Source organism: Streptomyces sp. NBC_01537 (assembly GCF_045040445.1).
Taxonomy (GTDB): Bacteria; Actinomycetota; Actinomycetes; order Streptomycetales; family Streptomycetaceae; genus Actinacidiphila.
Window position 1 is genome coordinate 6,831,868 of the sequence record NZ_CP109392.1, and the last position, 24,303, is coordinate 6,856,170.

Here is a 24,303-nt window from a genome sequence, read left to right on the forward strand (position 1 = left end):
GCCGTACCGGCGCCGCACCCGTTCGGGAAGTGTCAGCTGCCCCAGCAGGCGGAGGCGGCCTGGCTCGGCGACTGGACGGTCAGGCCGTCGATGGACTCGGCGGCCACCAGCGCGGTTCCGGTGTCGTAGAACGACTTGCCGTTGGTCACACTCGGCTTGCTGCCGCCACGGGCCAGCTTCGCGATCGAGGTGACGCCGAGGGCCGCCATCTTGCCGGGGTACTGCACGGCGTCGGCGGTGAACTTGCCGCTGGTGACGTTCTTCAGGCCCGAGCAGCTGCCGTCGATCGCGAAGATCTTGACGCTCTTCTCCTTGCCCGCCGCCTTGAGCGCGTTGTACGCGCCCTCACCGGCCGGCTCGTTGATCGCGTAGACGACGTTGATGTCCGGGTTGGCCGACAGGCAGTTCTCCATCGCGGTGCGGCCGCCGTCGATGGCGCCCTGCGTGGGCTGGTGACAGGCGACGGTATAGGTGCTGCCCTTGCCGCCGGTGTACTTGCCGGACTTGGCCTCCTTGCCGTTCTCGGTCTTGCTGCCCGGGTCGATGCCCAGGCCCTCGAGGAAGCCGTGGTCGCGGTTGATGTCGACGGACACGACCTGGTTGTTGAACAGGTCGAGCATGGCGATGACCGCAGGCTTGCCGTCCAGCGTCGCCGCCGCGGCCTGGCCGACGAGCTTGCCCGCCTGCTCGTTGTCGGTGGCGTAGGTGATGTCGGCGACGCTCGCCGGGTTCGGGGCGGTGTCCAGGGCGATCACGAAGAGACCGGCCTGCTTGGCGCGGTTCAGCGCGGTGTTCACCGCGTCGCCGTTGGTGGTGATCAGGATGCCCTTGTCGCCGCGCGATATGGCGTTGTCGATGGCGGTGATCTGGGTCTGGGTGTCGCCGTCCGACGTGCCCGCCGCCACCGTCAGGTTCACCTTCTCCTTGGTGGCCTGGGCCTTGGCGTCCTTCTCCATGCTCACGAAGTACGGGTTGCTGAGCGTCTTGAGGATGAGCGAGACGCCGACCTTGTCGCCGCTGCCGGACGATGCCGTACTCCCGCTGGAGCCGCACGCGGCGAGGGTGGCCCCGAGACACACCGTGACGCCGATCGCTGCCGCCCGGGTGCGCCGACTACTGCGGCCCGACACGTGGCTGGTTGAGAAGTTCATGCTTAAGCCCTTTCCCGAACCGTCGTCGCCGACGCTGGGACAACGTTGACCCGACGGGATACTGGACCCCCATGGACGAGTGCGTCAAGGGACTGGTAGACATGCATCCGCAACGAGTCGGTAACGCAGAACTGCTGGGAGACAACGATGACTCAGAGCGAGTCGCTACCGTCGCAGCGCCGCAGCCGCCCCACCATGCGTGAGGTCGCGGCGCTGGCCGGCGTAGCCACCAAAACGGTGTCGCGCGTGGTCAACGGGGTTCCCACCGTCGATCCGGCGATTGTCGTTCGGGTCCGCGATGCGGCCGACAAGCTCGGCTACCGGCCCAACCTGACCGCCAGCAGCCTGCGCCGCGGGGACGGCCGGACGGCGACGATCGGGATGCTCGTCGAAGACGCGGCGAACCCCTTCTCGGCCGCTCTGACCCGCACCGTCGAGAACGTGGCGCGCGAGCGCGGCGTGCTCGTGCTGATCGGCAGCCTGGACGAAGACCCCGCCCGGGAACGGGAACTGGCCCGCGCGCTCATCGACCGGCGGGTCGACGGGCTGGTGATCGTGCCGGCGGGACGCGACCACAGCTACCTGATCAGCGAACAGCGCTCGGGCACCTGTATGGTCTTCGTCGACCGCGAGCCCAACCTCCTCGACGCGGACGCCGTCGTCGCCGACAACCGGCATGGCGCCATCACCGCCGTCAACCACCTGCTCAAGGCCGGCCACCGCCGGATCGCCTACCTCGGCGACCAGGCGTCCATCCCGACCGCCGCCCAGCGCTTCGACGGCTACCGGCACGCCCTGGAACTCGCGCACATCGAGACCGACGACGCGATCATCCGCCACGAAGGGCCCAGCGAGCAGGCCGCCATCGCCGCCACCGAGCAGATCCTGTCGCTGCCGGACCCCCCGACCGCACTGTTCACCAGTCAGAACCTGGTCACCGTCGGAGCCAGCCGCGCGCTGCGCACCCTCGGCCTGCAGAACACCGTGGCCCACATGGGCTTCGACGACTTCCCCCTCGCCGACATGCTCAGCCCCGGTGTCTCCGTCATCGCCCAGGACATCGAGCGGATGGGCAGAACCGCGGCCGAAACCCTCTTCAGCAGGCTGGACGGCGACCAGTCACCCACCCGTACCGTCACCGTGCCGACCCGGCTGATCCAGCGGGGCTCCGGCGAGATCGCAGCCAGAGGACCCCGCCATGACTGAACCGACTCAAACAACGGGGCAGCCCCCGGCCGTGACCGTGATCGGCGAAGCCCTCATCGACATGGTCCAGCTCGGAGCCCCCGGCGACTACCGCGCCCGGCCCGGCGGCAGCCCCTTCAACGTCGCCGTCGGTCTCGCCCGGCTGGGACATCACACCGCGCTCATGGCCCGGCTGGCCGGCAACACCTTCGGCCGGATACTGCGCGCCCACGCCGCCGCCGAGGGGGTCGACCTGACGTCCTCCCCGCACGCTACCGAGCCGACCACGCTGGCCGTCGTATCCATGGACGCGGAGGGGCGTGCCACTTACGACTTCTACCTGGACGGCACCGCCGACTGGCAGTGGACGCAGGCCGAGACCACCCGCATCCCGCCGGACACCGCCGTCCTGCACTTCGGCTCGGTCGCCTCCTGGACGCCGCCGGGCAGCGAGCACATCCATTCCGCCGTCCAGCGGCTGCACGCCCACGGTACGGCCCTGATCAGCTACGACCCCAACGTCCGCCCCGCGCTGATGGGCGACCCGGCACGCGGCAGGCAGTCTGTCGAACGCAGCGTCGGCGTCGCCCACATCGTCAAGGCCAGCCGCGAAGACGCCGAGTGGCTCTACCCGGACACTCCCATCGAGCGGATCGCCGCCCGCTGGCTGGACCTCGGCGCGCTCCTCGTGGTGGTCACCGACGGTGCCGACGGTGCCCACGCCTTCCACGCTGACGCGGGAAGCTTCAGCCGTCCCGGCCGGAAGGTCGCGGTGGTGGACACCGTGGGAGCGGGAGACGCCTTTACCGCGGGACTGCTCGGCGCTCTGCTCCGGCGCGGGCTGCACACCCCGCAGGCCGTCGCGACCGTCGCTCCGGCCATGCTGGCGTCCGCCGTGGACGACGCGGTCCTCGTCTCCGCGCTCACCTGCGAGCGCATGGGCGCCGACCCGCCCACCGCCCGTCCGCGCCCCCACCTGTCCGCCCACGCGCCCCTGGAAGCGACGGACCTCACCTTCGCCGACGGCGCCGACCTGGCGGGCGAGGGCGGAAATTCTCAGGCGGCGGTGTCGGGCCGGCTGTGACGCGATGCGAAGGGCCGGGGGCCGGCGCCCCCGGCCCGGCCGCACACGCGCTGCTTCGGCAGGCGAACCGTCGCTCGAAGCGATGTGTGGATGTTGGACGTTCGGAGATCACTGGGGCCGGCCTCACCGAACACAGCCGCGATCAGCTCACCGCGCTGGTGAAGACAGGAGCCGGCGGTCGACGGCATGGAGGACTGCCCGGCCGGGCTGCGTGTCCGGAAGCCGGTCGCTGTCACTACTGGAAGTTCCGGCTGGATTCGAGATAGCCGGTGAGACAGGTCAACGCCGCGGCGATGTCCTCGCCGGTGCCGTGCGGCCGACGCAGCTCGTCGACGAAGATGGCGATGTCGGCGAGCGTCCACCACATCCGATACAGCGCGATGCCGGCCGGCGTGGCGATGCGGCCGGTGAGCTGGGTGTAGCGCGCCAGGACCTTGTTCTCGCCGCGGGCTGGCTCCTCCCCGAGCAGGTCGGCCAGGGCGGTGGTGAGCATCCACAGGTCTCGTTCCGGTGGAGCGATCTGCACGGTGCCCCAGTCGATGAGCCACGGTCCGGCCGGGGATCGCATGATGTTGCCGGGATGCGGTTCGCCGTGTGTGACCACCCACTTCGCCTCGGTGCCACGGACCGTGTCGACGTACCGGTCGAAGTCGGCGAGCCACCCTTGGACGCGTCCGGCGTGCGCGGCCAGCACCTGGCGGCCCGGCTCGGCCAAAGGCCCGCCGGTCCATTCCTGGTCGAGGTCACCCAGCGCCTCGTGCAGCCGGTCCCGGCCGGGCAGCACCAGATCTGTGCGCAAAGCGGTGTCCGCCACCACCGGGGTGGCCCGATGCAACTCGGCCAGAAGGTCTATCACCTCGGCCCGATCCTGGGGCCGGTGTACCCCGAACTGCCCGGCGGCGCCCGCGATCATCGGGAACACCGAGAGGGCGTACCGCGGAGCGAGCCGCCACACCACTGCGCCGGTCACGGCCGGGACCGGCGCGAGGACGAAGTCGAGCCCGGCGTCGTGCCTCAGGGCCAGCGCGGTGCTCAACGACCGGCCGAGCCGGCCGAACGCGTCATCGCACTCGGTGGCGTCGACACCGAGGTCGTCGGCCTTGACGAACCACGCCGTCCCGTGCCGTTCGACCGCCGACCAGTGATAGCTGCCCGCGCCCACCGGCAGGTACTCGACCGACCGGGGCTCGATGGCCCAGCCGTCGGCCAGTGCCCGGATCAGTGCGGTCTCGCTCGAGCCCGTCGGCCTATCTCGCATGCCTGGGCATTCTGCCCCCTTGCGTGGCACCAGACCGCTGGAAACGTGTGCAGCCCGTCAACGATGTCTGCGGACCGCGCGGGACGCGTTACCGCCAGATGGACTTCAGCTGCCACGCGTGCATGCGGCTGAGGGTGGCGGTGCCGTTCTCAGCGAAGACGTCGACACCGGTGCTGGAGGGGTCCGGGAAGATCTGGTCGGTGAGGACGACCTGTTCGCCGCGCGCGTTCTCGGCGTAGACCTCGACCGAGGAGGCGTCGACGAGGACGTGCAGGTGCAGGGCCTTGCCGTGGAGAGCGAGCGGGGCGTGCTCGGTGCTGGAGAAGGTGGGGTCGAAGTCGACGGCGCCTGAGGCGGTGCGGTCCAGGTACACCTCGCCGGTGCTGGTGTCGTAGCCGATCCGGGTGCGCTGTCCGGAGCCGGTGCGGACGTCCAGGCCGAAGCGGGTGGCGGTGCGCGCGGTGAGGTCGGCCTGGATCTCCAGGGTGCTGCCGTGCACGCGCAGCGGGGTGGTGGTGTCCGTGACAGTGGTGGTCGGGATGCGGACGCCGGCGCCGCGCAGGGTCTTCAGTTCGCCGACCGGCTGCTGGATCAGCTGGGTCTTGCCGTTCACGGTCCGCAGCGAGAGCTGGCGGGGGAAGGTGTCGGCGCTGCGCCAGGGGCTGGTGGGGATGTTCCCGGCGTAGTTCCAGTCGTTCATCCAGGCGGTCATGACGCGGCGTCCGCCGGGGGCGTCGTTGTAGGTGTTGGCCGCGTAGAAGTCCTGGCCGTAGTCGAGCCAGTGGGCGCTCTGGGTGGTGGACAGTGCGGGCTTGTCGGCGGCGGTGAACTGGTCGGCGAGGATGTGTCCCCAGCCGGCGGTGTTGGCGTCGACGATCTGGATCCGGGCCTGCTTGCCCTTGTAGGCGGCGGTGTTGAAGGAGGCCCAGTCCAGGTTCTCGGAGTTGGAGCCGGTGGCGCTGTCCACGACCTTGCCGTCGACGAGCAGGTTGACGCCGGTCTCGGTGGACATGGGTTTGGCCTGGGTGTCGGAGAGGACGACCTGGTCGAGGTTGAGGTGTCCCCAGCCCCCGGTGTTGGCGTCGACGACCTTGATCTGGGCCTGCTTGCCCTGCAGGTCGGACAGGTCCCAGGAGGCCCAGTTCAGAGCCTCGACGTTGGCGCCGGTGGCGGAACGCACCACTTTGCCGTCGACGAGGAGCTCGACCGCGGTGGGGGTGTCGGAGCTGGCGGCGTGGTAGCCGCCGCCGATGAGGAAGTCGAGGTACTTCTTGTCGACGGTGAAGGTCGGTGAGGTCAGGGTGCCCGTGGTGGCGTCGCCGTCCAGGTAGGAGTTGGCCAGTCCGTTGCCGAGGTAGCCGGAGACCTGCTGCTGGTTGGGGAGGGTGCCCTGGGCCGGTCCGGTGCCGAAGGCGTCGCCGGTGGTGGTCCAGCCCCCGATGGGGCTGGTGTAGGTGCTGTCCTCGAAGTCGGCGAGGACTTCGCCGGTGGGTGCCGGCTCGTCGCCCAGGACGGCGTCGGAGTCGTACGGGTGGGTGCCGCCGCCGATCTTGAAGTTGAGGTAGTCGCTGGTCACCGTGAACCCGGCCGAGGTCAGGGTGCCGGTGGAGGCGTCACCGCCGTGGAAGCTGTTGGCGAAGTCCTGGCCGTCGAAACCGGTGACCGCTCCCTGGCCGTCCACCGCCCCGGTCGCCGGTCCGGTCCCGAAGGCGGTGCCGGTGTTCGTCCAGTTCGCGTACGAGCCGGACTCGAAGTCCTGCAGGACGGTGCCGCTGGGCGGGGTGTAGGCGCCGGTGTCGTCGGCGGTGAACTTCTTGCCGTTGAAGTCGCCGACGAAGTACTGGGCACCGGAGCCGCCGGCGATGGAGCCGGGGTTGAGGTTGACCGCCAGGACCCACTTGGTCTTGCGCGGGTCGCCGTCCACGGGCAGCGGGAACAGGTCCGGGCACTCCCACGCCCCGCCGGTGGCGCCGGTCGGGCCGAAGTCGCTCTGGTGGGTCCAGTGCTTGAGGTCGGGGGAGCTGTAGAAGGAGATCTTGTGCTGGTCGGAGAGGGCGACGGCCATCAGCCAGCTGCGCGTGGGGGCGTACCAGAAGACCTTGGGGTCGCGGAAGTTGGGGGAGTTGATGTCCAGGACCGGGTTACCGGAGTACTTGGTCCACTTGGTGCCGCCGTCGGTGCTGTAGGCGAGGGCCTGTTCCTGGATGCCGGTGGCCTTCTGGTAGCTCGTGTAGATGGCGACCAGCGGGGGGTTCTTCCTGGTGCCGATGCCGGTGGTGTTGTTCTTGTCCAGCACCACACTGCCGGAGAAGATCATCTCCTGGTCGTCCTGCGGGACGGCTACCGGGAGCTGCTTCCAGTGCACCAGGTCGGTGCTGACGGCGTGTCCCCAGGACATGTTGCCCCAGCTGTTGCCGGACGGGTTGTACTGGAAGAACAGGTGGTACTGCCCCTTGTACCAGATCAGGCCGTTGGGGTCGTTCATCCAGTTCTCGGCCGGGGTGAAGTGGAACTGGGGGCGGTACTGCTCGTGGTAGAGAGTGCCGGCGGTGGCCGGCGAGGCGGCGAGCAGGGCCATCCCGGACACGACGGCGAGTGCTGCGAGGAGTCTGTGGCGCGGACGGAGAGAAGCGGACATGGTGCTCCTTCTGCGTGAGTCGGTTCAAGCTCGGTGGGCGCTGTGGGCTGCCAGGCAGGGGGTGAGCGCTTCCCGTGCGGCGAGTTCCCAGGCCTGCACGGTGAAGTCGACGGATCGGGCCTGCAGCAGCCAGGGGGCATCGGAGACCGGGTAGAAGCGCAGTGTCAGGGCTTCTCCCGTACTGAGGAAGACTTCGACGACTGACCGGTCGACCACCAGGCGCAGCTCAATGGGTGCACCGGAGCGGGCCGCCGGGCAGGGGATGCGGTACGTGCCGCCCGCTGCTCGGGGGGCGTGGGAGGCGTGGGAGCGGTCGACGGCCACGACGCCGGCGTCGGAGTCGACGGTGATGTCCAAATACTCGGTTCCGTCGGCCGAGGTGATCAGCCGGAGACCGCCAGGCCGACCCGTCGCGGGTGTGAGCTGTGCGGTGAGGTCGAAGGTGCGGCTGACCTCCCCGAGCGTCGTCGGCGTTGTCCGGGCACGGCCGGTGGCGTCCAGGAGCTGGGCGCTGCGCAGGCCGAGGAGTTCACGGGCGGGCTGCTGGCACACCGATCGTCCGTCGGTGAGGGTGACCTCGCGCGGAAGCGTGAGGATGCCCGCCCAGCCGGCCTCGCGCACCCAGTCGGCGTCCCGGGCTTCCCATGCCCAGCCCCACAGCAGCCATCGGCCGTCCGGAGCCCGGAGCAACGCGGGAGCGTAGAAGTCCGGCCCGTGGTCGAGTGGCATCGGGGCGGAGGCCGAGAACCGGCCGTGCTCCTCCCGGCCCGAATGGACGATGACGCTGCGGGGCCCGTCCTGCGGGTCCCAGTCGCTGACGATCAGCGCGCCGTGTTCGCCGAAAGTGGCGTACTGCGGGCACTCCCAGCCTGAGCCGGCCGCCTCGCCGTGCGTTGCCGGGCCGGTATGGAACGGGCCGAGGTACTCCCAGTCGTCCAGGTCATCGGACTCGTACAGCAGGGCCGCGCCCCGGCCGTCGTCGAGTGCCGCGCCGACCAGCATCCGCCACCGGCCGTCCTGCCGCCATACGTAGGGGTCCCGGTACATGGTCGTCCCGGTCGGCGGCTCCGGTATGAGGAGCTCCGGCCGCTTGGTCCAGGTGCGTCCGCCGTCTTCTGATGCGGCGGTGGTCACCGGTTGCCACCAGCGGTCGGTGCGGTACGCGGAGTAGAAGGCTGTGAGCCGCTCGCCGTGGGAGATCGCGTTGCCGGAGAAGCAGCCGTCGGCGTCGTCCCCGCCGGGGGTGGGGGCGAGGGCGACCGGGAGGAGTTCCCAGTGGAGCAGGTCGGGGCTGCGGAAGTGGCCCCAGTGGACGTCCGCGTGCTCGGGGCCGTGCGGGTTGTACTGGAAGAACACGTGGTAGTGGCCGTCGTGGAAGACCAGCCCGTTGGGGTCGTTGATCCAGTTCCGGGGCGGCCGCAGGTGGACGGCGGGCAGGTGGGGGTCGACGGGCGACGCGGACACACGAATGCCTTTCGGGGGGTGCGCACACAGCGCGGCATGAGGAGAGGGGCGCAACCGGGGCGCGGGTGCGGTGGGGGTCGCGCCGGGGTCAGCCTTTGACGCCGCTGGAGGCGATGCTGTTGATGAAGGACCGCTGGAAGGCCAGGAACAGTGCGAGTACCGGCACGGTGATCATGGAGGCGTAGGCCATGATCTGGCCCCAGGAGACGTCGAGCTGGAAGAAGTACTGGATGCCGACCATGACCGGCCGCAGGTCCTCGCTCTGGATGACCATCAGCGGCCACAGGTAGGAGTTCCAGGCCGGCAGGAAGGTCAGGATGGCCACGGTGGCGATCGCCGGGCCGGACAGCGGCATGACGATGCGCCGGTAGATGCCGAACCAGCCGGCTCCGTCGATGACCGCCGCTTCGTCGAGTTCCTTGGGGATGCTCTGGAAGTACTGGTGGAACAGGAAGATGGAGAAGGCGTTGGCGATGAAGGGCAGGATCTGCACCTGGTAGGTGTCCAGCCAGCCCTCGGTGAGGGTGAGGTGGAACCCGTTCATCTGGAGCCAGGGGAGCTTGTTGACCCACCAGACCATCGGCAGGGCGAAGGTCTCGAACGGCACGATGAGGGTCGCGATCAGTGCGGAGAGCACGACCTTCTTGCCGCGCCAGCGCATCCGGGACAGGGCGAAGGCGGCAAGGCTGTTGACGACGATGCCGAGCACGACGGTGATCACCGAGACGCCGACGGAGTTGAGCAGGAACCGCGCCGCGGGCACCCGGTCGAACACTCCGGCGTAGTTGGCCAGCGACAGGTGCCCGACGGGCAGGAACGCCTTGATGCTGCCCAGGTCGCCGAAGATCTGCTGGTCGGGCTTGAAGGACGACACCAGCATGAAGATGATCGGGAAGGCGAAGAACAGCGCCAGGATGACGCGCGCCGCCTGGATTCCCAGCACACGAAGCACCGATGCCGGGCGGCGGTCCGTACGCGGCGGGGTCGGGGATGCGGTGGTCACGTCAGTCCCTCTCTCGGGTGAGGAAGCGCTGTACGAGGGAGACGGTCAGCACCAGGACGAAGAAGGCCAGCGAGATCGCCGAGGCGTAGGAGGTCTGCTGCTGTGCGTAGCCGGTTTGGACGGCCTGGTAGACGACCGTGGTGGTGGAGTCCAGCGGTCCGCCCTGGGTCATCACGCTGACCTGCGTGAACAGGCTGAATGCGGCGATGGTGATGGTGATGAGCACGAAGGTCCGGGTGGCGCGCAGGCCGGGCCAGGTCACGTAGAGGAACCGCGCCCAGCGGCCGGCCCCGTCGATGTCGGCGGCCTCGTAGAGGTCCGCCGGGATGGTCTGCAGTCCGGCCAGCCAGATGATCATGTGGAAGCCGACGCCTTGCCACACGGACATGAAGATGATGGCCGGCATGGCCGTGGACGGGTTGTTCAGCCAGTCCGGTCCGTGCACATGCCCGAAGGTGAGCGCGGAGATGAGGTGGTTGATCAGCCCGGTCTGCCGGTACATGAAGGTCCACAGGATGGACACCACGACCATCGAGGTGACGACCGGGATGAAGTAGACGGTGCGGAAGAAGTTGACGCCCCTCACCTTGCCGTTGACCAGCAGCGCCAGCACGAGGGCCAGTCCGCCCTGTAGCGGGACGACCACGACGGCGAAGTAGAACGTGTTCCGGAGCGACTTGTAGAACAGCGGGTCGTGCAGCAGGATCCGGAAATTCTGCAGGCCCGTGAAGTGCGCCGGGGTGGGGGAGATCAGCCGGGCGTTGGTGAACGCCAGCGCGAACGCCAGCGTCACCGGGATGACGAAGAAGAGCAGCAGCAGGAACACCGCGGGGCTCACCATGCCCAGGGCGGTGAGGCTTTCCCGGCGTCGTGCGCGCATCCGCGCCGGACGCTTCACCGGTCGCGGACGGGCATCGGCGTCGGTGCCGGTATGGGTGGACATCATGGTGGTCATGAGACCTCCGGGCAGGAACGTGCCCCGGCGGAGGCGGAGGGGGAGGCACGCCTCCGCCGGGACGGTTGGATGCGGTCAGCCGGCGTCGTAGTCGTTGGTCGACAGGTTGTTGTCGATCTGGCTGACGGCCTGGTCCAGAGTGCCCTTGACATCGGCGCCGGCCACGATGTCCTGCGCCGCCTTGGTGAACACGGTGGAGATGTAGGGGTAGGCCGGGGTGACGGGCCGGACCACCGCGAACTTCTGTGCTTCCTTGACGAAGATGTTGAACTGCCCGCCCGGCTGGTAGCCGGGCACCTGGGCGGCTGCCGCGTCGGTGGCCGGAATGGTGCCGGTGGACTTGGCGAAGTCCACGAAGTACTTCGTCTGCCGGGAGAAGTTCAGATAGGCCAGCGCCCCGGCCTTGTTGGAGCAGGAGGAGCTCATGCCCCACTGCCAGGACGCGCCGCCGATCTTCGGCCCGGAGCCGAAGTCGACCGGCGGAATCACCGCCAGATCGCTGCCGAGCTTCTTGGCGTTGGTCGCGCCGTCCCAGCTGCCGTCCCACTCGATGGCGGTCTTGCCGTTGAGGAAGTCGTTGTTGGGGCTGCTCCCGGACTTCTGCGCCATGTACTTGTCGGTGACCAGCGAGCGGAACCACTTGCCCCACTCGACGGCCTTCGTGCCGTTCAGCGCGCCCTTGGCGGTCTTGTACGTCGAGCGGTCGACGAGGTCGCCGCCGAAGCTCTGCAACATCGGGGAGTAGGCGTACGGCCACCACTCACCGGCGTTACCGGTGGCCAGGTCCAGCGGGTAGGTGAACTTGCCGCTCGCCTTGAGCTTGGCCAGCGCCGCGGCGAATTCGCTCTTGGTCCAGGGCGTGTCGACGGTGGGGATGCGGATGTCGTACTTCTTCAGGACCGACTTGCGGGCGAACATGGTCAGCGCCACGTCGTAGAAGCCGAACGAGTAGACCTTGCCCTTGTACGTGCCGACCGTGCTGGCCAGCTGGTCCGACACCGCGACCTTGCCCTTGGACAGGTCCAGCGGGGCCAGGTATCCGCCCAATGCCCAGTTCGGCACGTTGGGCCCGTCGGAGTCGAGCAGGCAGGGCAGCTTCTTGGCCGCGGCCGCGGCCACCACCGAGTCGTTGTAGGCGCCCTGCGGAAACGCCTGGATCTTGACCTTGTACTTGCTCTGGCTGGCGTTGAAGTCCTTGACGACCTGCTTGACGACCGCGTACTCGGTGGCGTTGCCGGCGTTGTGGGTCCACAGGGTCAGCGTGTTGCCGTCGGCGCCCGCGCCCGAGCCGGTGCTGCCGCCTGCACAGCCCGCGATCAGCATGGCCGCGCTGAGGGCGGCTACACTCGACACCGCGAGGCGCCTGGTTCTCGATTCCACGAGGTTCCTCCATCTCACTGGGCACGGTCCAGCCAGACCGTGCCGGGCGGCCGGTGATGACGGCCGCTTGTTTCGGTGGTGCTCCGCCGTCCCGAGGTCAGAGTCGGGGCGGCGGAGCGACCGAAGCCCGTGCCACGAGCGGGCAGGGCAGCATCTCTTGCGCGGCCGGGCCCGCGATCGGGCCCGGTGCTTCGATGAGGGCGAGCAACTGGGTGATCGCCCGTGCCCCCATCTCGTAGTGCGGCAGGGCGACCGTGGTCAGCTTGGGGAACACGCCCTCGCAGATCAGCTCCTGGTTGTCGAATCCGATGACCGACAGGTCCGCCGGGATGGACAGCCCCAGCTCGGCAGCCGCCCGGTAGGCGCCCATCGCCATCCTGTCGTTGAAGCAGAACAACGCGGTGGGCCGCGCCACCCCCTCCAGGAGCCGGCGCGCCGCCCGGTACCCTCCGGCGGAGTCGGCTGTTTCCGTCACCACCAGGTCCGGGTCATCGGCGATGGCGGCCTCGGCGAGGGCGGCCCGGTAGCCCTTCAGCCGTCCGTGAGTGGCCGGGATGTCGTCCAGGTTGTTGACGAAGCCGATCCGGCGGTGGCCGTGGTCGAGCAGTTCGCGCACCGCCGTGTAGCCGCCGAGGACCTCGTCCGGCACCACCGACGGCACGGTGAGGTCGTCCGAGCGCGCGTCCAGCAGTACGGTCGGCACCGAGCGAAGGCCGTCCGGGACCTCCACGACCCGGTGGAACATCGACGCGTACAGCACACCGTCGACCTGCCGCTGCAACAGCAGGTCGATCTCCTTGCGTTCCAGCTCCGGATTGCCCCCGGTGTTCAGCATGAGCAGCAGCAGGCCCTGCTCGGCTGCCGCCTCCTGGGCCCCCAGGATGATCCGCCCGGCGTACGGCGTCGTGGCGATCTCGTCGCTGACGAAGCCCACCGTGTTCGAACGCTTCAGACGCAGCCCGCGCGCCAGGCCGTTCGGCGCGTACCCCAGCCGCCGGGCCGCCTCCAGGACCCGCTGCCGGGTCTCCGGATTGATCCGCTTGCCCTCGACATTGTTGAGGATGTGGGAGACGGTCGTGACCGAGACGTCGGCTGCCGCCGCCACATCCTTGATCCCGACCCGCTTGCCCATGGTGTGCCCAATCGTTTTGGCAACTGATTGCGGGATGAGATTGCGCCACCGGCGGCATCCCTGTCAACGCCTCGTTACGAACTCGTGGCCAAGCGGTGTCGTCGGGGGTTCGGCCGGTGCGTCGCTGCGGCCCGCCCCGGGAAGGGTCGGACGCTCGGCGGTCCGAGGGAGTCCCGCTCGCGCAGGAGCATGGGCACCCGGTGCGCTGCGGCGTTCCCGGGGCTGTTCCAAGGATCCTCTTCGAGGATCGACTCGACTGCCCGGCAGCCTGGGGCGGTGGCCCGCGGCCAGGAGCCGGCCCACCTTCCGGTGGCCGTCGTCGGCCCCCCAGTCGCTGATCCCGCCGACGCGGGTCAGCTGAAGATGAACGCCATGTTGCGAAAGTGTTGACAGCCTCGGATGTCCCGTTTCAGTATGTCAGCCACCTCACACCCCCCCTGGCCGGGGAGCCCCGGCTTCCGTGATTGAAACGTATCAAGGAACCGCGCCATGATGCCCATCGCACCGTCCCACCGAAGATCCACAGGCGGGCGGTTTCTGCTCGCGGCCCTGCTCACCACGGTGCTCGCCCTCGTCGGCGGAGTGACCGTACTGCTGCCCTCGGCGCAGGCCTCCACCGCCGCGCCCACGGCCCTGACCGTCGGCGGGCTGGCTGCCCCCGCCGACGTCGCCCCCGGGTCCGCGCCGCTCCTCGGCTGGCATGTCGGCGGCGACCGGCAGAGCGCCTACCAGATACAGGTCGCCACCACGTCCTCGGCCCTGACCGGGACGCCGGACGTGTGGGACTCGGGCCAGGTCACCTCCACCACCGACGGCAACGTGACGTATGCCGGCGCGACCCTGACCGCCTCCTCCGGCTACTACTGGCGGGTCCGCACCTGGGACACCTCGGGCGCCGCCTCCGCCTGGTCGGCCGCCGCAGCCTTCGGTACGGGGCCCGGCACCACCTGGTCCGCGGCGACCCCCATCTGGAGCGGCGCCCCCACCGCCTGGACGGACTACACCTTCCAGGGCAGCTTCGTCATCAACGCCAAGTACGCCAGCGTCACCTTCCGTGCGCAGGACACCAGCAACTACTACCTGTGGCAGTTCAAGGGCGGCGGCGTGAACACCCTCGCCCCGCAGGTCCAGAAGAGCGGAACGTTCACGGCTCTCAAGACCGCCGTGGCGCTGCCGATCACTTTGACCACCGGCTCGACCTACAACTTCCGGATCGTGACCTCCGGCTCGACCTTCACCACGTATCTGAAGGCGTCCGCCGACACCACCTGGACCCTGGTCGACACCACCACCGACGCCACCTTCAACTCAGGCGGCATCGGCTTCCGCACGGGCCTGACCGAGCAGGCCACCTTCGACGACATCACGGTCACCGACTCCAGCGCCAACTCCCTCTACAGCAATGACTTCAGCGACTCCGACAATGCCGACTTCAGTTGCGGCACCATCACCGGCGGCGCCCTGTTCGTCGACAAGGCCAAGAACTGCGTCACCGGGCTGCCCACTGCCTGGACGGACTACACCTTCCAGGGCAGCTTCGTCATCACCGCCAACATCGCCAGCGTCACCTTCCGTGAGAAGGACACCAGCAACTTCTACCTGTGGCAGTTCAAGGGCGGCGGCGTGAACACCCTCGCCCCGCAGGTCCAGAAGAGCGGAACGTTCACGGCTCTCAAGACCGCCGTGGCGCTGCCGATCACTTTGACCACCGGCTCGACCTACAACTTCCGGATCGTGGCCTCCGGCTCGACCTTCACGACCTATCTGAAGGCGTCCGCCGACACCACCTGGACCCTGGTCGACACCACCACCGACGCGACCTACTCCTCCGGCGGCATCGGTTTCCGTACCGGCAGCACCGAGCAGGCCACCTTCGACGACATCACCGTTACCGACCCCAATGGCAGCTCTCTGTACAGCAACGACTTCAGCGACTCATCCAACGCCGACTTCAGCTGCGGCACCATCACCAGCGCCGCCCTGGTCATCGGCACCAGCAAGAACTGCGGCACCGGACTGCTGACCGTACCCAGCTGGACGTTCCTGCGCGGCACCACGAACCTGGCCTCCGGCAAGTCCATCGCCTGGGCCCACCTGTACGCCACCGGAGCCTCCACCACCCCGGCACGCCAGTTCGTCTACAAGCTGTGGGTCAACGGCAGCTTCGTCGGCGTCGGCCCCACCCGGCCGGTCGGCTCCGAGACCCGCTACGACGGTTACGACGTGACCTCCCTGCTGAACGCGGGCGCCGCCAACACCATCGGCGCACTCGCCTACACCACCAGTGACCAGCGATTCCTGGCGCAGCTGGTGGTCCGGTACACCGACGGCACCAGCAAGACGTACGGCACCGGAGCCGGCTGGAAGGCCCTGGACGGCACGCGGATCCTGCCGAGCGTCGGCTCCATCGGCACCAGCTACTACACGGCGCCCAAGGAGAACTTCGACGCCCGCCGCTACCCGTTCGGTTTCGCCACGGCTGCCTTCAGCGCCGCCGCCTGGCCGTCGGCGGTCACCAAGAGCTCCTTCAGCAACCTGCAGCCCACGCCGACCGCCAAGGTCAGGCAGACGTCCCAGACCCCCGCCTCGGTCACCGAGTACTCCAGCGGCAACTACTTCATCGACTACGGCCGCACCTGGATCGGCGGCCTGTCCCTGACCCTGAGCGGCACCGCCGGACAGGTGGTGGACATCCGCTACGGCCAGGTCACCTCCGGCACCAACACCGTCAAGTACCAGACCTCGGCCGGCAACACCTACCAGGACAAGTGGGTCCTGAAGGCCGGCAGCCAGCAACTGGAGACCTGGGGCCTGCGCGTCTTCCGGTACGTCCAGGTCATCGGCGCCCCCACCGGCCTGACCGCCGCCGACTTCACGGCGGAGGCGTACCTGTACCCGTTCGACGAGTCGGCCGGCGTCTTCAACTCCTCCGACAGCACCCTCAACAAGGTCTGGGCGCTGTCCCGCAACACCATCGAGACCGGCAACCAGAACCTCTACGTCGACTCCTGGGAGCGTGAGCGCGGCTACTACGAGGCCGACTCCTACCTCCAGCTCCTGGGCAACCTCTACACCGGCGGCGACTCGGCGCTGGGCGACTACTCGCTGAGCCTCCTGCTCTCCAACCGGACCTGGCCCACCGAGTGGCCGATGTACACGATCCTGGCCCTGCACGACAGCTACGAGGCCACCGGCAGCACCGTGCCGCTGTCCGCCGCCTACACCACCCTTCAGGGCAAGCTCCCCGACGCGTGGTATGACTCCTCGACCGGCCTGATCCACAAGACCACCGGCAGCAGCGGCGCGAGCAGCTGCACCGACTGCGACATCGTCGACTGGCCCTCCTCGCAGCGCGACGGCTACGTCTTCACCTCCTACAACACCGTCATCAACGCCATCGCCTACCGCTCCTACGCGGACATGGCAGACATCGCCACCGCGCTGGGCAAGACCTCGGACGCCGCTACGTACACGGCCAAGGCCGCCGCCATCAAGACCGCGGTCAACGCGAACATGTGGGACTCATCCACGGGCGCCTACCGTGACGGACTGAACAACGACGGCACCGTGATCAACCACTACGCCGTCCAGGCCAGCGCCTTCGCCACCGCGTTCGGCCTCGCCAGCTCCTCGCAGGCCGCGCAGGTGGCCACCTACCTGGGCACCCGCGGTATGGCGTGCAGCGTCTACTGCGCCGGCTTCCTCATCCAGGCCCTGTACGAGGGCAACCGGCCGGACCTCGCGTACACCCTGCTGACCTCGACCGGGACCAACAGCTGGATGAACATGATCAACGCGGGGGCGGGCGCCACCATGGAGGCCTGGGACCTCTCGCAGAAGTCCAACACCACCTACTCACACCCCTGGGCGGCGGCCCCCGCCTTCAACATCCCCCAGGACATGTTCGGCATCCGGTCCACCACCCCGGGCTTTGCGACCTTCCAGGTCAAGCCCCAGCCCACCTCGGTCACCTGGGCCAACGTCACGGTGCCCACCGGCCACGGCACCATCGGCGCGGCCTTCGACACCACCAGCGGCGGTCGCGTCGACATCAGCGTGAACGTCCCGGCCAACACCAGTTCCTCGGTGTACCTGCCCGGCGGCACCGAGGGTACGACCAGCGTCTTCATGGACGGCAGCAGCGTCGCCGCCACCTACGACAACGGTTTCCTGCGCGTCGACGACGTCCAGCCCGGCTGCCACATCGTCACCACTTCCTCCGACAGCACCCCGTACAGCGACACCAAGCTCACCGGCATCTGCTAGGCCCTGTCCGGGCGATCAGGCACGGCCCGGCCATGATCGCCCGGACAGGGCTTAGGCCACGTCGTCAGCACTCAGGACTTACAGCCGGCCGGGGGTCGCCCGGCCGGCGGTGTGCGCGGCGGGCCCCGGCGAGGCGGCGGTTGACCTGGCTCCACCGGTCCGCGAACCGTTGCCGCGCGGGCGGGGACGTTCCGTGGCTGGTGACCGACGGAGACGGCGTCCCTATTGGGACACCGAAGTTCACCTCGCAGTTCGACACGAATGTCGGCAACTTCGCGGCCCTGCAGAAGGCGCTGCGGGCAGCCGGGTTGCTGATGATCCTCGACGCCGGCGTGGTTATTCGGCGGCCTGCTCAATCACCGGAGTGAGAGAGGTGGCGAGGAGCTCGAGCGTGTCGATCACGCGGTTCGAGAAGCCCCACTCGTTGTCGTACCAGGCGACCACCTTGACGTGGCGGCCGTCGACGCGGGTGAGATCCGAGTCGAAGATCGACGAGGCCGGATTGCCTGTGATGTCGGACGACACCAGCGGGTCGTCCGAGTACTCGAGGATGCCGGCGAGCGGCCCCTGCGCCGCGGCGCGGTACGCCGCCAGCACGTCCTCGCGCGTCACGTCGCGGGCGACGGTCGTGTTGAGTTCGACGATCGAGCCCACCGGAACGGGCACGCGGATCGAGTCGCCCGACAGTTTGCCCTCGAGGTTCGGCAGCACGAGGCCGATCGCCTTGGCGGCACCCGTCGTGGTCGGCACGATGTTGACAGCGGCGGCACGGGCCCGGCGGGCGTCGCGGTGCGGACCGTCCTGCAGGTTCTGCTCCTGCGTGTAGGCGTGCACCGTCGTCATGAAGCCGTGCTCGATGCCCGCGAGCCCGTCGAGCACCGCGGCCAGCGGCGCGAGGGCGTTGGTCGTGCACGAGGCGTTCGAGATGATCGTGTGCACGGCCGGGTCGTACGCGTCGGTGTTGACCCCGAACGCGAGCGTGACATCGGCGCCGTCCGACGGCGCGCTGACGAGCACCTTCTTCGCGCCCGCGTCGAGGTGGGCACGGGCGGCCTTGGCCGACGTGAAGCGGCCGGTCGACTCGAGCACGATGTCCACGCCGAGTTCGGCCCACGGCAGCTGCGCCGGTTCGCGCTCGGCGAGCACCGTGATGCGACGGCCGTCGACGACGAGGGCGTCCCCGTCGACGTCCACCGGGCGACCGAGCCGGCCGGCCGTCGTGTCGTAGGCGAGCAGCCGCGCGAGGGCGGCGGGCTCCGTGAGGTCGTTGACGGCGACGACCTCGAGGTCGCTGTCGCGTTCGAGCAGTGCGCGCAGCGCGTTGCGTCCGATGCGGCCGAATCCGTTGATGGCGATGCGAGTCATGAGTGGTGTCCCTTCGGGTTCGCCATCCAGGTTCGCGCGCTGCATCCGCCGGTGACAGTGGCGTGATCGCCACGGTTCACAAGGATCTCGCCAAGTGGCAGCGGGCTACTCGCCCCGGGTGAAGGTGCGCCGGTACTCGCTCGGCGTCGTGCCGAGGATGAGCTGGAAGTGCCGCCTCAGATTCGTACCGGTGCCCAGACCGACGTCGGCGGCGATCTGCTCGACGCTCCGCTCCGAACGTTCGAGCAGCTCACGGGCCACGTCGATGCGGGCACGCATGACCCACTGCATCGGTGTGTACCCGGTGTCTTCGACGAAGCGGCGCGAGAAGGTGCGTGGCGATACGACCGCATGCCGGGCGAGCGCCTCGAGGGTGAGGGGCTCGCCGAGCCGGTGAAGTGCCCACTCGCGGGTGGCGGCGAACCGCTCGCCGAGCGGCTCGGGCACGCTGCGCGGCACGTACTGCGCCTGACCGCCGCTGCGGTAGGGGGCCGCGACCAGGCGCCGGGCCGCGTGGTTCGACGCGGCCACCCCGAGGTCGCCGCGCAGGATGTGCAGGCACAGGTCGATGCCCGAGGCGGCGCCGGCCGACGTCAGCACGCTGCCCTCGTCGACGAACAGAACGTTCTCGTCGACCTGCACGAGTGGATGCTTCGCCGCAAGCGCCCGCGTGTAATGCCAGTGCGTCGTGGCGCGCTTTCCGTCGAGCAGGCCCGTGGCGGCGAGCGCGAAGGCGCCCGTCGAGATGGCGGCGAGCCGCGCGGCCCGATTGTGGGCGGCGATCAGCGCGTCGACGACGGCCTGCGGCGGGGCGTCGCGGTCCGGGAACCGGTAGCCGGGGATGAAGACGATGTCGGCCCACACAAGCGCGTCGAGGCCGTGGGCGGCGTGGTACGACAGGCCGTCGCCGCCGGTCACGAGACCGGGTGCCGCGCCGCACACCCGCACCTCGTACGGCATGCTCGCGCGGGTCGTGAACACCTGCGCGGGAATGCCGACATCGAGCGGCTTCGCACCCTCCAGCACAAGGACGGCGACGCGACGCAGGCGGGAGGCTGGCACGGGGAACAGGCTACGTGGTGGACCGCATGGGCAACGGGGTCATCTTCACGCAGAGCCTTCTCCGAGGGCTCGGGCACCTTCATGAGCTGAGCCCCGGCAACTCCCTGCCGCTGAGCCCTCGGGTTCATGCATCCAGGGGCCGGTTGCGGGAGGCCGCCACCTGTTCGTCCAGGTGCTTTGCCATCGCGCTGACCTGGGACTTCGACAGTTGGGTGACGCCGGGGGACTCGGCGAGTTTCTCCACCCGGCGGGTGCTGACGCCCAGGATGTAGGCGGTGGCGACCACGGCCCCTCGGTCAGGGCAGGACGAGCTTTCATCGACGGTCCCTTCCGCCACGTCAGGACGGCACATCCGCGCTGTCGAGCCTCTGCAACCCGGCTTCCCCTGGCCTCGCAGACTTGCCTTTACGGAGAATAGAGTTCTCAATGGATGCGAACATCGTTCTGTCAACTCGTCGAAAGCAGGGGGAGAGCGTCATGCAGGGGTTGAAGGGCAAGGTTGTCCTGGTCGCGGGCGCCGCCACCGGGCTTGGCGCAGCCTCGGCACAGCGGCTGGCCCAGGAAGGTGCCCGGGTGGTGGTCGGTGATCTGAATCTGGCCGGAGCCGAGCAGACGGCGGGTGCCATCGGCGACTCCGGCGCCGAGGCGGTCGCCGTGCAGTTCGACATCGCGGACGACGCCTCCGTCCAGGAGTTGGTCGCCGCGACGGTGCGGACCTACGGGGGACTGGACGCCGTGCACATCAACGCCGGTGACATGGGCTCGGTGCGCAAGGATACCGATGTGGTCGACATCGACCTCGCGGTGTGGGACCGCACCGTTGCCGTCAACCTGCGCGGCCACATGTTGGTCAGCCGGCACGCCATCCCCGAGCTGCTCGCACGCGGCGGCGGGGCGATCGTCTACACCTCCTCCATCGCCTCGTTCACCGGCGAGCCCGAGCGCCCCGCCTACGCCGCGACCAAGGCAGGGATCAACGCCCTCGCCCGCCATGTGGCCTCGCGCTGGGGCAAGCAGGGCATCCGCGCCAACGCCGTCACCCCCGGCCTGATCCTGACTCCCGAGATCCGGGAGGGAGCGCCGCCCGAGATGCTGCAGGCCAAGCTCGCACGGACCCGCAGCACCCGCCACGGCCAGGCCGGCGACATCTCCAGCATGGTTGCCTATCTGCTCTCCGACGAGGGGTCCTGGATCAACGGACAGGTCGTCAACGTCGACGGGGGCACGGTACTTCGCTGATTCCTCCTGGGTGCGCCCGCCTACTGCAGGGCCGGTTTGCAACCGGCTCCACCAGCCCTCAAGGATCCTCAGGGGCCATACAGGGGCCGCAAGGATAGGAACGGGATCGACAAGCACCGCACAGGACTGGCATCGATTAACATGTCTGACCTGCGAAAACGTGCCTCATGTGGTTGTTCTCGCGTACTGAAGCGGACCGCCCGATGCCGCTGAGCCCGAAGTCTCCGTCTCGGGATCCCGGAACTCCCGGCCGGGGGCCGAGGTCAGGGCAGTACGACGATCTTGCGTCCCCGACCGGCTGCGAACTGCTCCAGTGCCTGCGGGTACTGGGTCAGCGGCATCCGGTGGCTGATGAACACCTGCGGATCGAGCACGCCGGTGGCGAAGAGGTCGGCGGCGCGTTCGAAGCTGTGCAGGACGGCCATGGAGCCGGTGATGGTGATCTCCTGGTTGTAGATGCGGTACGGCGAGATGGTGGCCGTTGTCGCGTAGTCGGAGACCCCGAACTGGAGGAACGTTCCGGCCTTGGCGACGCGTTCCAGGCCGTCCTGGATGGCGGCGGCGTTGCCGGTCGCGTCGACCACCACGTCCCAGCCGGCCGGCCGCCCCAACTCGTCGGCCGAGATGGCTGCTTGGGAACAGCCCAGTTTCTCGGCCGTCGCAAGCCGCTCGAGGTTGACGTCGACGACGTCCACCGAGGCGGCTCCGGTGCGCTTGGCGAGCTCCAGCATCATCAGGCCCATCGTGCCGCTGCCGTAGATCAGCACGCGGGAGCCGAGCCTGCTGTTGAGCACGTCGTAGCCGCGCACGGCGCAGGACAGCGGTTCGATCAGTGCCGCGTCCTGGACGTCCACGTGGTCGGGCAGCCGTACGCAGTTGGCGACGGGCGCCACGGCGTACTCGGCGGCGCCGCCGGCCACGGTCACTCCGATCGCCTGCCACCGGTCGCAGAGGTTGTTGCGGCCGGCCCGGCAATAGCGGCACTCGTTGCAGTACAGCGAGGGGTCCACAGCGACCCGGTCGCCGATCGCGAGTTCGGTGACCTCGCTGCCGAGGCCCACGACCTCGCCGGCGAACTCGTGGCCCGGCACGACGGGCAGGGTCGGTGCGAACTCGCCCTGCAGAATGTGCAGATCGGTCCCGCACAGTCCGCAAGCCGCCACATCGACCACGACCTCGCGCGGTCCGGGAGTGGGGTCGGGCACCGTGGTGACGGTGACCTTGCCGGGCGCTTCGATGACGGCTGCTTTCACTTGACTGCTCCTAGGGACAGGCCGCGGACGAGTTTGTCCTGGGCGGCGAAGCCGGCGATGAGGACGGGGAGGGAGACGAGGGTGGCGGCGGCGCAGAGCCGGGCGAGGAAGAGGCCTTCGTTGGTGATGAAGCCGACGAGGAAGACCGGTGCGGTGGAGGCCTGGGTGGCGGTGAGGTTGACGGCGAACATGAATTCGTTCCAGCTGAAGATGAAGCAGATCAGCGAGGTGGCGGCGAGTCCGGGCATGGCCACTGGTGCGACGACCCGCCACAGCACGGTGAGCAGGCCCGCGCCGTCGACTTCGGCGGCTTCCAGGATTTCCTTGGGGACTTCGGCGAGGAAGGAGCGCATCATCCAGACCGCGATCGGGAGGTTCATGGCGGTGTAGAGGATGACCAGTGTCCACACGTTGTCCAGCATTCCGGCGTCCTTGACGATCAGGTAGACCGGCAGGAGGGCCGCGATGGCGGGGAGGAATTTGGTGGACAGGAAGAAGAACATCACGTCGGTCCACTTCTCGACCGGCTTGATGGACAGTGCGTAGGCCGCCGGTACCGCCAGGGCGAGTACCAGCAGCGTGGACAGGATGCTGGCCATGGCCGAGTTGAGGAGGAAGGGGGTGATGTCCCGGCTGAACAGCAGCTTGTACTGGTCGAGGGTGAGCGCGGCCAAGGGGGTCGGGGGGTTGGTCGCGGCGTCGGCCTCCTGGTGGAAGGAGGTCAGCACCATCCACGCCACCGGCGCGAAGAACGCCAGGGTGGCCAGCCAGATGACGAAGGTCCACAGGGGCGAGAGCTTCGGTGAAGCGCCGTGGTCGTCCTTGCGGCGCAGGATCTTCTTGAGCCTGGTCCCGGGGGCGCCGGCTACGGCGTGGGCGGTCACTTGGATGCCTCCTCGCGGAACAGTGACGCGATGGTGCGCAGGGCGAAGGTCGCGATGACGATCGAGCCGAGGACGACGACGACGCCGGCGGCGGCTGCTTCGCCGTATTCGTATTTGCGGAACATGGTCAGGTAGATCTCGTAGGGCAGGTTGGTGGTTTCCGAGCCGGGGCCGCCCTGGGTGATGGTGTAGACGGAGTCGAAGGTCTGCACGACGTAGATCGTGCCGAGCAGGACGCCCAGCTCGATGTACTGCCGCAGGTGGGGCAGGGTGATGTGGCGGAAGGTCTGCAGGGCGGTGGCGCCGTCGACGCGGGCTGCTTCCAGGACGTCGCCGGGCTGTGCCTGCAGGCCGGCCAGGAGGATGAGCATCATGAACGGCGTCCACTGCCAGACCAGGGAGACGACCACGGCGGGCATGGGGAAGGTGGAGACCCAGTCGACGGTGGGGCCGTTGTCGGCTCCGAAGAGCCGGTAGATCGCGTTGAGGGTGCCGTTGAGCAGTCCGTAGTCGGGGTTGTAGATGGCGTGCTTCCACAGCAGTGCGGCCGCGACGGGCATGACGAGGAAGGGGGCGATGAGCAGGGTGCGGGCCAGGCCGCGGCCGATGAAGCGGCGGTCCAGCAGCAGGGCCAGGCCCAGTCCCAGGAGCACGCTGATCAGGACCACCGAGGCGGTGAGCACGATGGTGTTGAGGACGGCGGTGCGCAGGCGGTCGTCGGTGAAGACGAACTTGAAGTTGGACAGGCCCACGAAGTGGCGGTCGCCGGGTTTGAGGATGTTCCACTGGAAGGTGGAGATGACCAGCGTGGCCACGAAGGGCAGCTGGGTGACGACGATGGTGAAGATCAGCGCCGGCAGCAGCGGAACACGCCGCCGCCACTTGCGGATGCCGGCGGATGTGCGCGAGCGGCTGGCGGGTGGTGGTGCTGTCTTGGGGGGTGCGGTGAGCGTGGTCATGAGGGTTCCTCTGCCGATGACGGCC

General features: G+C 68.8%; 18 protein-coding genes and 1 pseudogene. 5 read left to right on the forward strand and 14 right to left on the reverse strand.

From position 1 onward, the window contains the following. Nucleotides 1-32 precede the first annotated feature (32 nt). A complete protein-coding gene (locus OG607_RS31405) occupies nt 33-1,151 on the reverse strand; it encodes a substrate-binding domain-containing protein (RefSeq protein WP_405730629.1) in 1,119 nt (372 codons plus the stop codon). Between the two features lie 147 nt (nt 1,152-1,298). Here OG607_RS31405 and OG607_RS31410 point away from each other — a divergent pair, with 147 nt between their 5' ends. After that, nucleotides 1,299-2,357 (forward strand): LacI family DNA-binding transcriptional regulator, encoded by a 1,059-nt coding sequence (locus OG607_RS31410; protein ID WP_405730631.1) that lies wholly within the window; start codon nt 1,299-1,301, stop codon nt 2,355-2,357. Continuing rightward, nucleotides 2,350-3,420 carry a carbohydrate kinase gene (locus tag OG607_RS31415; RefSeq protein WP_405730633.1) on the forward strand — a complete coding sequence of 357 codons (1,071 nt, stop codon included), beginning with the start codon at nt 2,350-2,352 and terminating at the stop codon, nt 3,418-3,420. The genes OG607_RS31410 and OG607_RS31415 overlap by 8 nt, the downstream gene beginning before the upstream one ends. A 235-nt stretch (nt 3,421-3,655) precedes the next feature. On the opposite strand, the gene OG607_RS31420 is transcribed toward OG607_RS31415, so the two are convergent. The 7 genes from OG607_RS31420 to OG607_RS31450 form a co-directional block, all read right to left on the reverse strand. Continuing rightward, complete coding sequence (locus tag OG607_RS31420; protein ID WP_405730635.1) at nt 3,656-4,678, reverse strand: phosphotransferase; 1,023 nt, start codon at nt 4,676-4,678, stop codon at nt 3,656-3,658. An 88-nt stretch (nt 4,679-4,766) separates the two neighbouring features. Then, nucleotides 4,767-7,316, reverse strand: coding sequence for a GH32 C-terminal domain-containing protein (locus OG607_RS31425; protein ID WP_405730637.1), 2,550 nt, complete (start codon nt 7,314-7,316; stop codon nt 4,767-4,769). A 24-nt stretch (nt 7,317-7,340) separates the two neighbouring features. Beyond that, a complete protein-coding gene (locus tag OG607_RS31430; protein WP_405730639.1) occupies nt 7,341-8,780 on the reverse strand; it encodes a glycoside hydrolase family 32 protein in 1,440 nt (479 codons plus the stop codon). A gap of 88 nt (nt 8,781-8,868) precedes the next feature. Then, complete coding sequence (locus OG607_RS31435) at nt 8,869-9,783, reverse strand: carbohydrate ABC transporter permease (RefSeq protein WP_405730641.1); 915 nt, start codon at nt 9,781-9,783, stop codon at nt 8,869-8,871. A 1-nt stretch (nt 9,784) separates the two neighbouring features. Beyond that, entirely contained in the window at nt 9,785-10,738 is a 954-nt protein-coding gene (locus OG607_RS31440) for a carbohydrate ABC transporter permease (protein ID WP_405730643.1), read from the reverse strand. Nucleotides 10,739-10,813: 75 nt separating this feature from the next. After that, nucleotides 10,814-12,091, reverse strand: a complete 1,278-nt coding sequence (locus tag OG607_RS31445) for an extracellular solute-binding protein (RefSeq protein ID WP_405730645.1) — start codon at nt 12,089-12,091, stop codon at nt 10,814-10,816. Nucleotides 12,092-12,215: 124 nt separating this feature from the next. After that, nucleotides 12,216-13,250, reverse strand: coding sequence for a LacI family DNA-binding transcriptional regulator (locus OG607_RS31450; RefSeq protein WP_405730646.1), 1,035 nt, complete (start codon nt 13,248-13,250; stop codon nt 12,216-12,218). Nucleotides 13,251-13,739: 489 nt separating this feature from the next. Between OG607_RS31450 and OG607_RS31455 the strand changes: the two genes are divergently transcribed. Further along, the gene (locus tag OG607_RS31455; protein ID WP_405730648.1) at nt 13,740-17,516 is read left to right on the forward strand and encodes a family 78 glycoside hydrolase catalytic domain; all 3,777 of its coding nucleotides are present in this window, start codon (nt 13,740-13,742) and stop codon (nt 17,514-17,516) included. 200 nt (nt 17,517-17,716) lie between these two features. Continuing rightward, nucleotides 17,717-17,884 (forward strand): hypothetical protein, encoded by a 168-nt coding sequence (locus tag OG607_RS31460; protein ID WP_405730650.1) that lies wholly within the window; start codon nt 17,717-17,719, stop codon nt 17,882-17,884. Here the strand turns inward: OG607_RS31460 and gap are convergent. The 3 genes and pseudogenes from gap to OG607_RS31475 all read right to left on the reverse strand — a co-directional run. Then, on the reverse strand, nt 17,853-18,881 hold the full coding sequence (gap, locus tag OG607_RS31465) for a type I glyceraldehyde-3-phosphate dehydrogenase (RefSeq protein WP_405737171.1): 1,029 nt from the start codon (nt 18,879-18,881) through the stop codon (nt 17,853-17,855). The two genes, OG607_RS31460 and gap, sit on opposite strands and share 32 nt — an antisense overlap. A 105-nt stretch (nt 18,882-18,986) precedes the next feature. Further along, the gene (locus OG607_RS31470) at nt 18,987-19,943 is read right to left on the reverse strand and encodes a GlxA family transcriptional regulator (protein ID WP_405730652.1); all 957 of its coding nucleotides are present in this window, start codon (nt 19,941-19,943) and stop codon (nt 18,987-18,989) included. A 127-nt stretch (nt 19,944-20,070) separates the two neighbouring features. Next, nucleotides 20,071-20,232, reverse strand: a pseudogene (locus tag OG607_RS31475) (transposase); the annotation flags it as partial. Between the two features lie 188 nt (nt 20,233-20,420). Between OG607_RS31475 and OG607_RS31480 the strand changes: the two are divergent. Beyond that, complete coding sequence (locus OG607_RS31480; RefSeq protein ID WP_405730654.1) at nt 20,421-21,182, forward strand: SDR family NAD(P)-dependent oxidoreductase; 762 nt, start codon at nt 20,421-20,423, stop codon at nt 21,180-21,182. Between the two features lie 263 nt (nt 21,183-21,445). Here OG607_RS31480 and OG607_RS31485 read toward each other — a convergent pair whose 3' ends face one another. The 3 genes from OG607_RS31485 to OG607_RS31495 all read right to left on the reverse strand — a co-directional run bounded on the left by OG607_RS31485 (nt 21,446) and on the right by OG607_RS31495 (nt 24,278). Continuing rightward, entirely contained in the window at nt 21,446-22,435 is a 990-nt protein-coding gene (locus OG607_RS31485; RefSeq protein ID WP_405730656.1) for a zinc-dependent alcohol dehydrogenase family protein, read from the reverse strand. Beyond that, the gene (locus tag OG607_RS31490; protein ID WP_405737173.1) at nt 22,432-23,223 is read right to left on the reverse strand and encodes a carbohydrate ABC transporter permease; all 792 of its coding nucleotides are present in this window, start codon (nt 23,221-23,223) and stop codon (nt 22,432-22,434) included. The genes OG607_RS31485 and OG607_RS31490 overlap by 4 nt, the downstream gene beginning before the upstream one ends. 92 nt (nt 23,224-23,315) lie before the next feature. Then, complete coding sequence (locus OG607_RS31495) at nt 23,316-24,278, reverse strand: carbohydrate ABC transporter permease (protein ID WP_405730658.1); 963 nt, start codon at nt 24,276-24,278, stop codon at nt 23,316-23,318. Between the last annotated feature and the right edge of the window lie 25 nt (nt 24,279-24,303).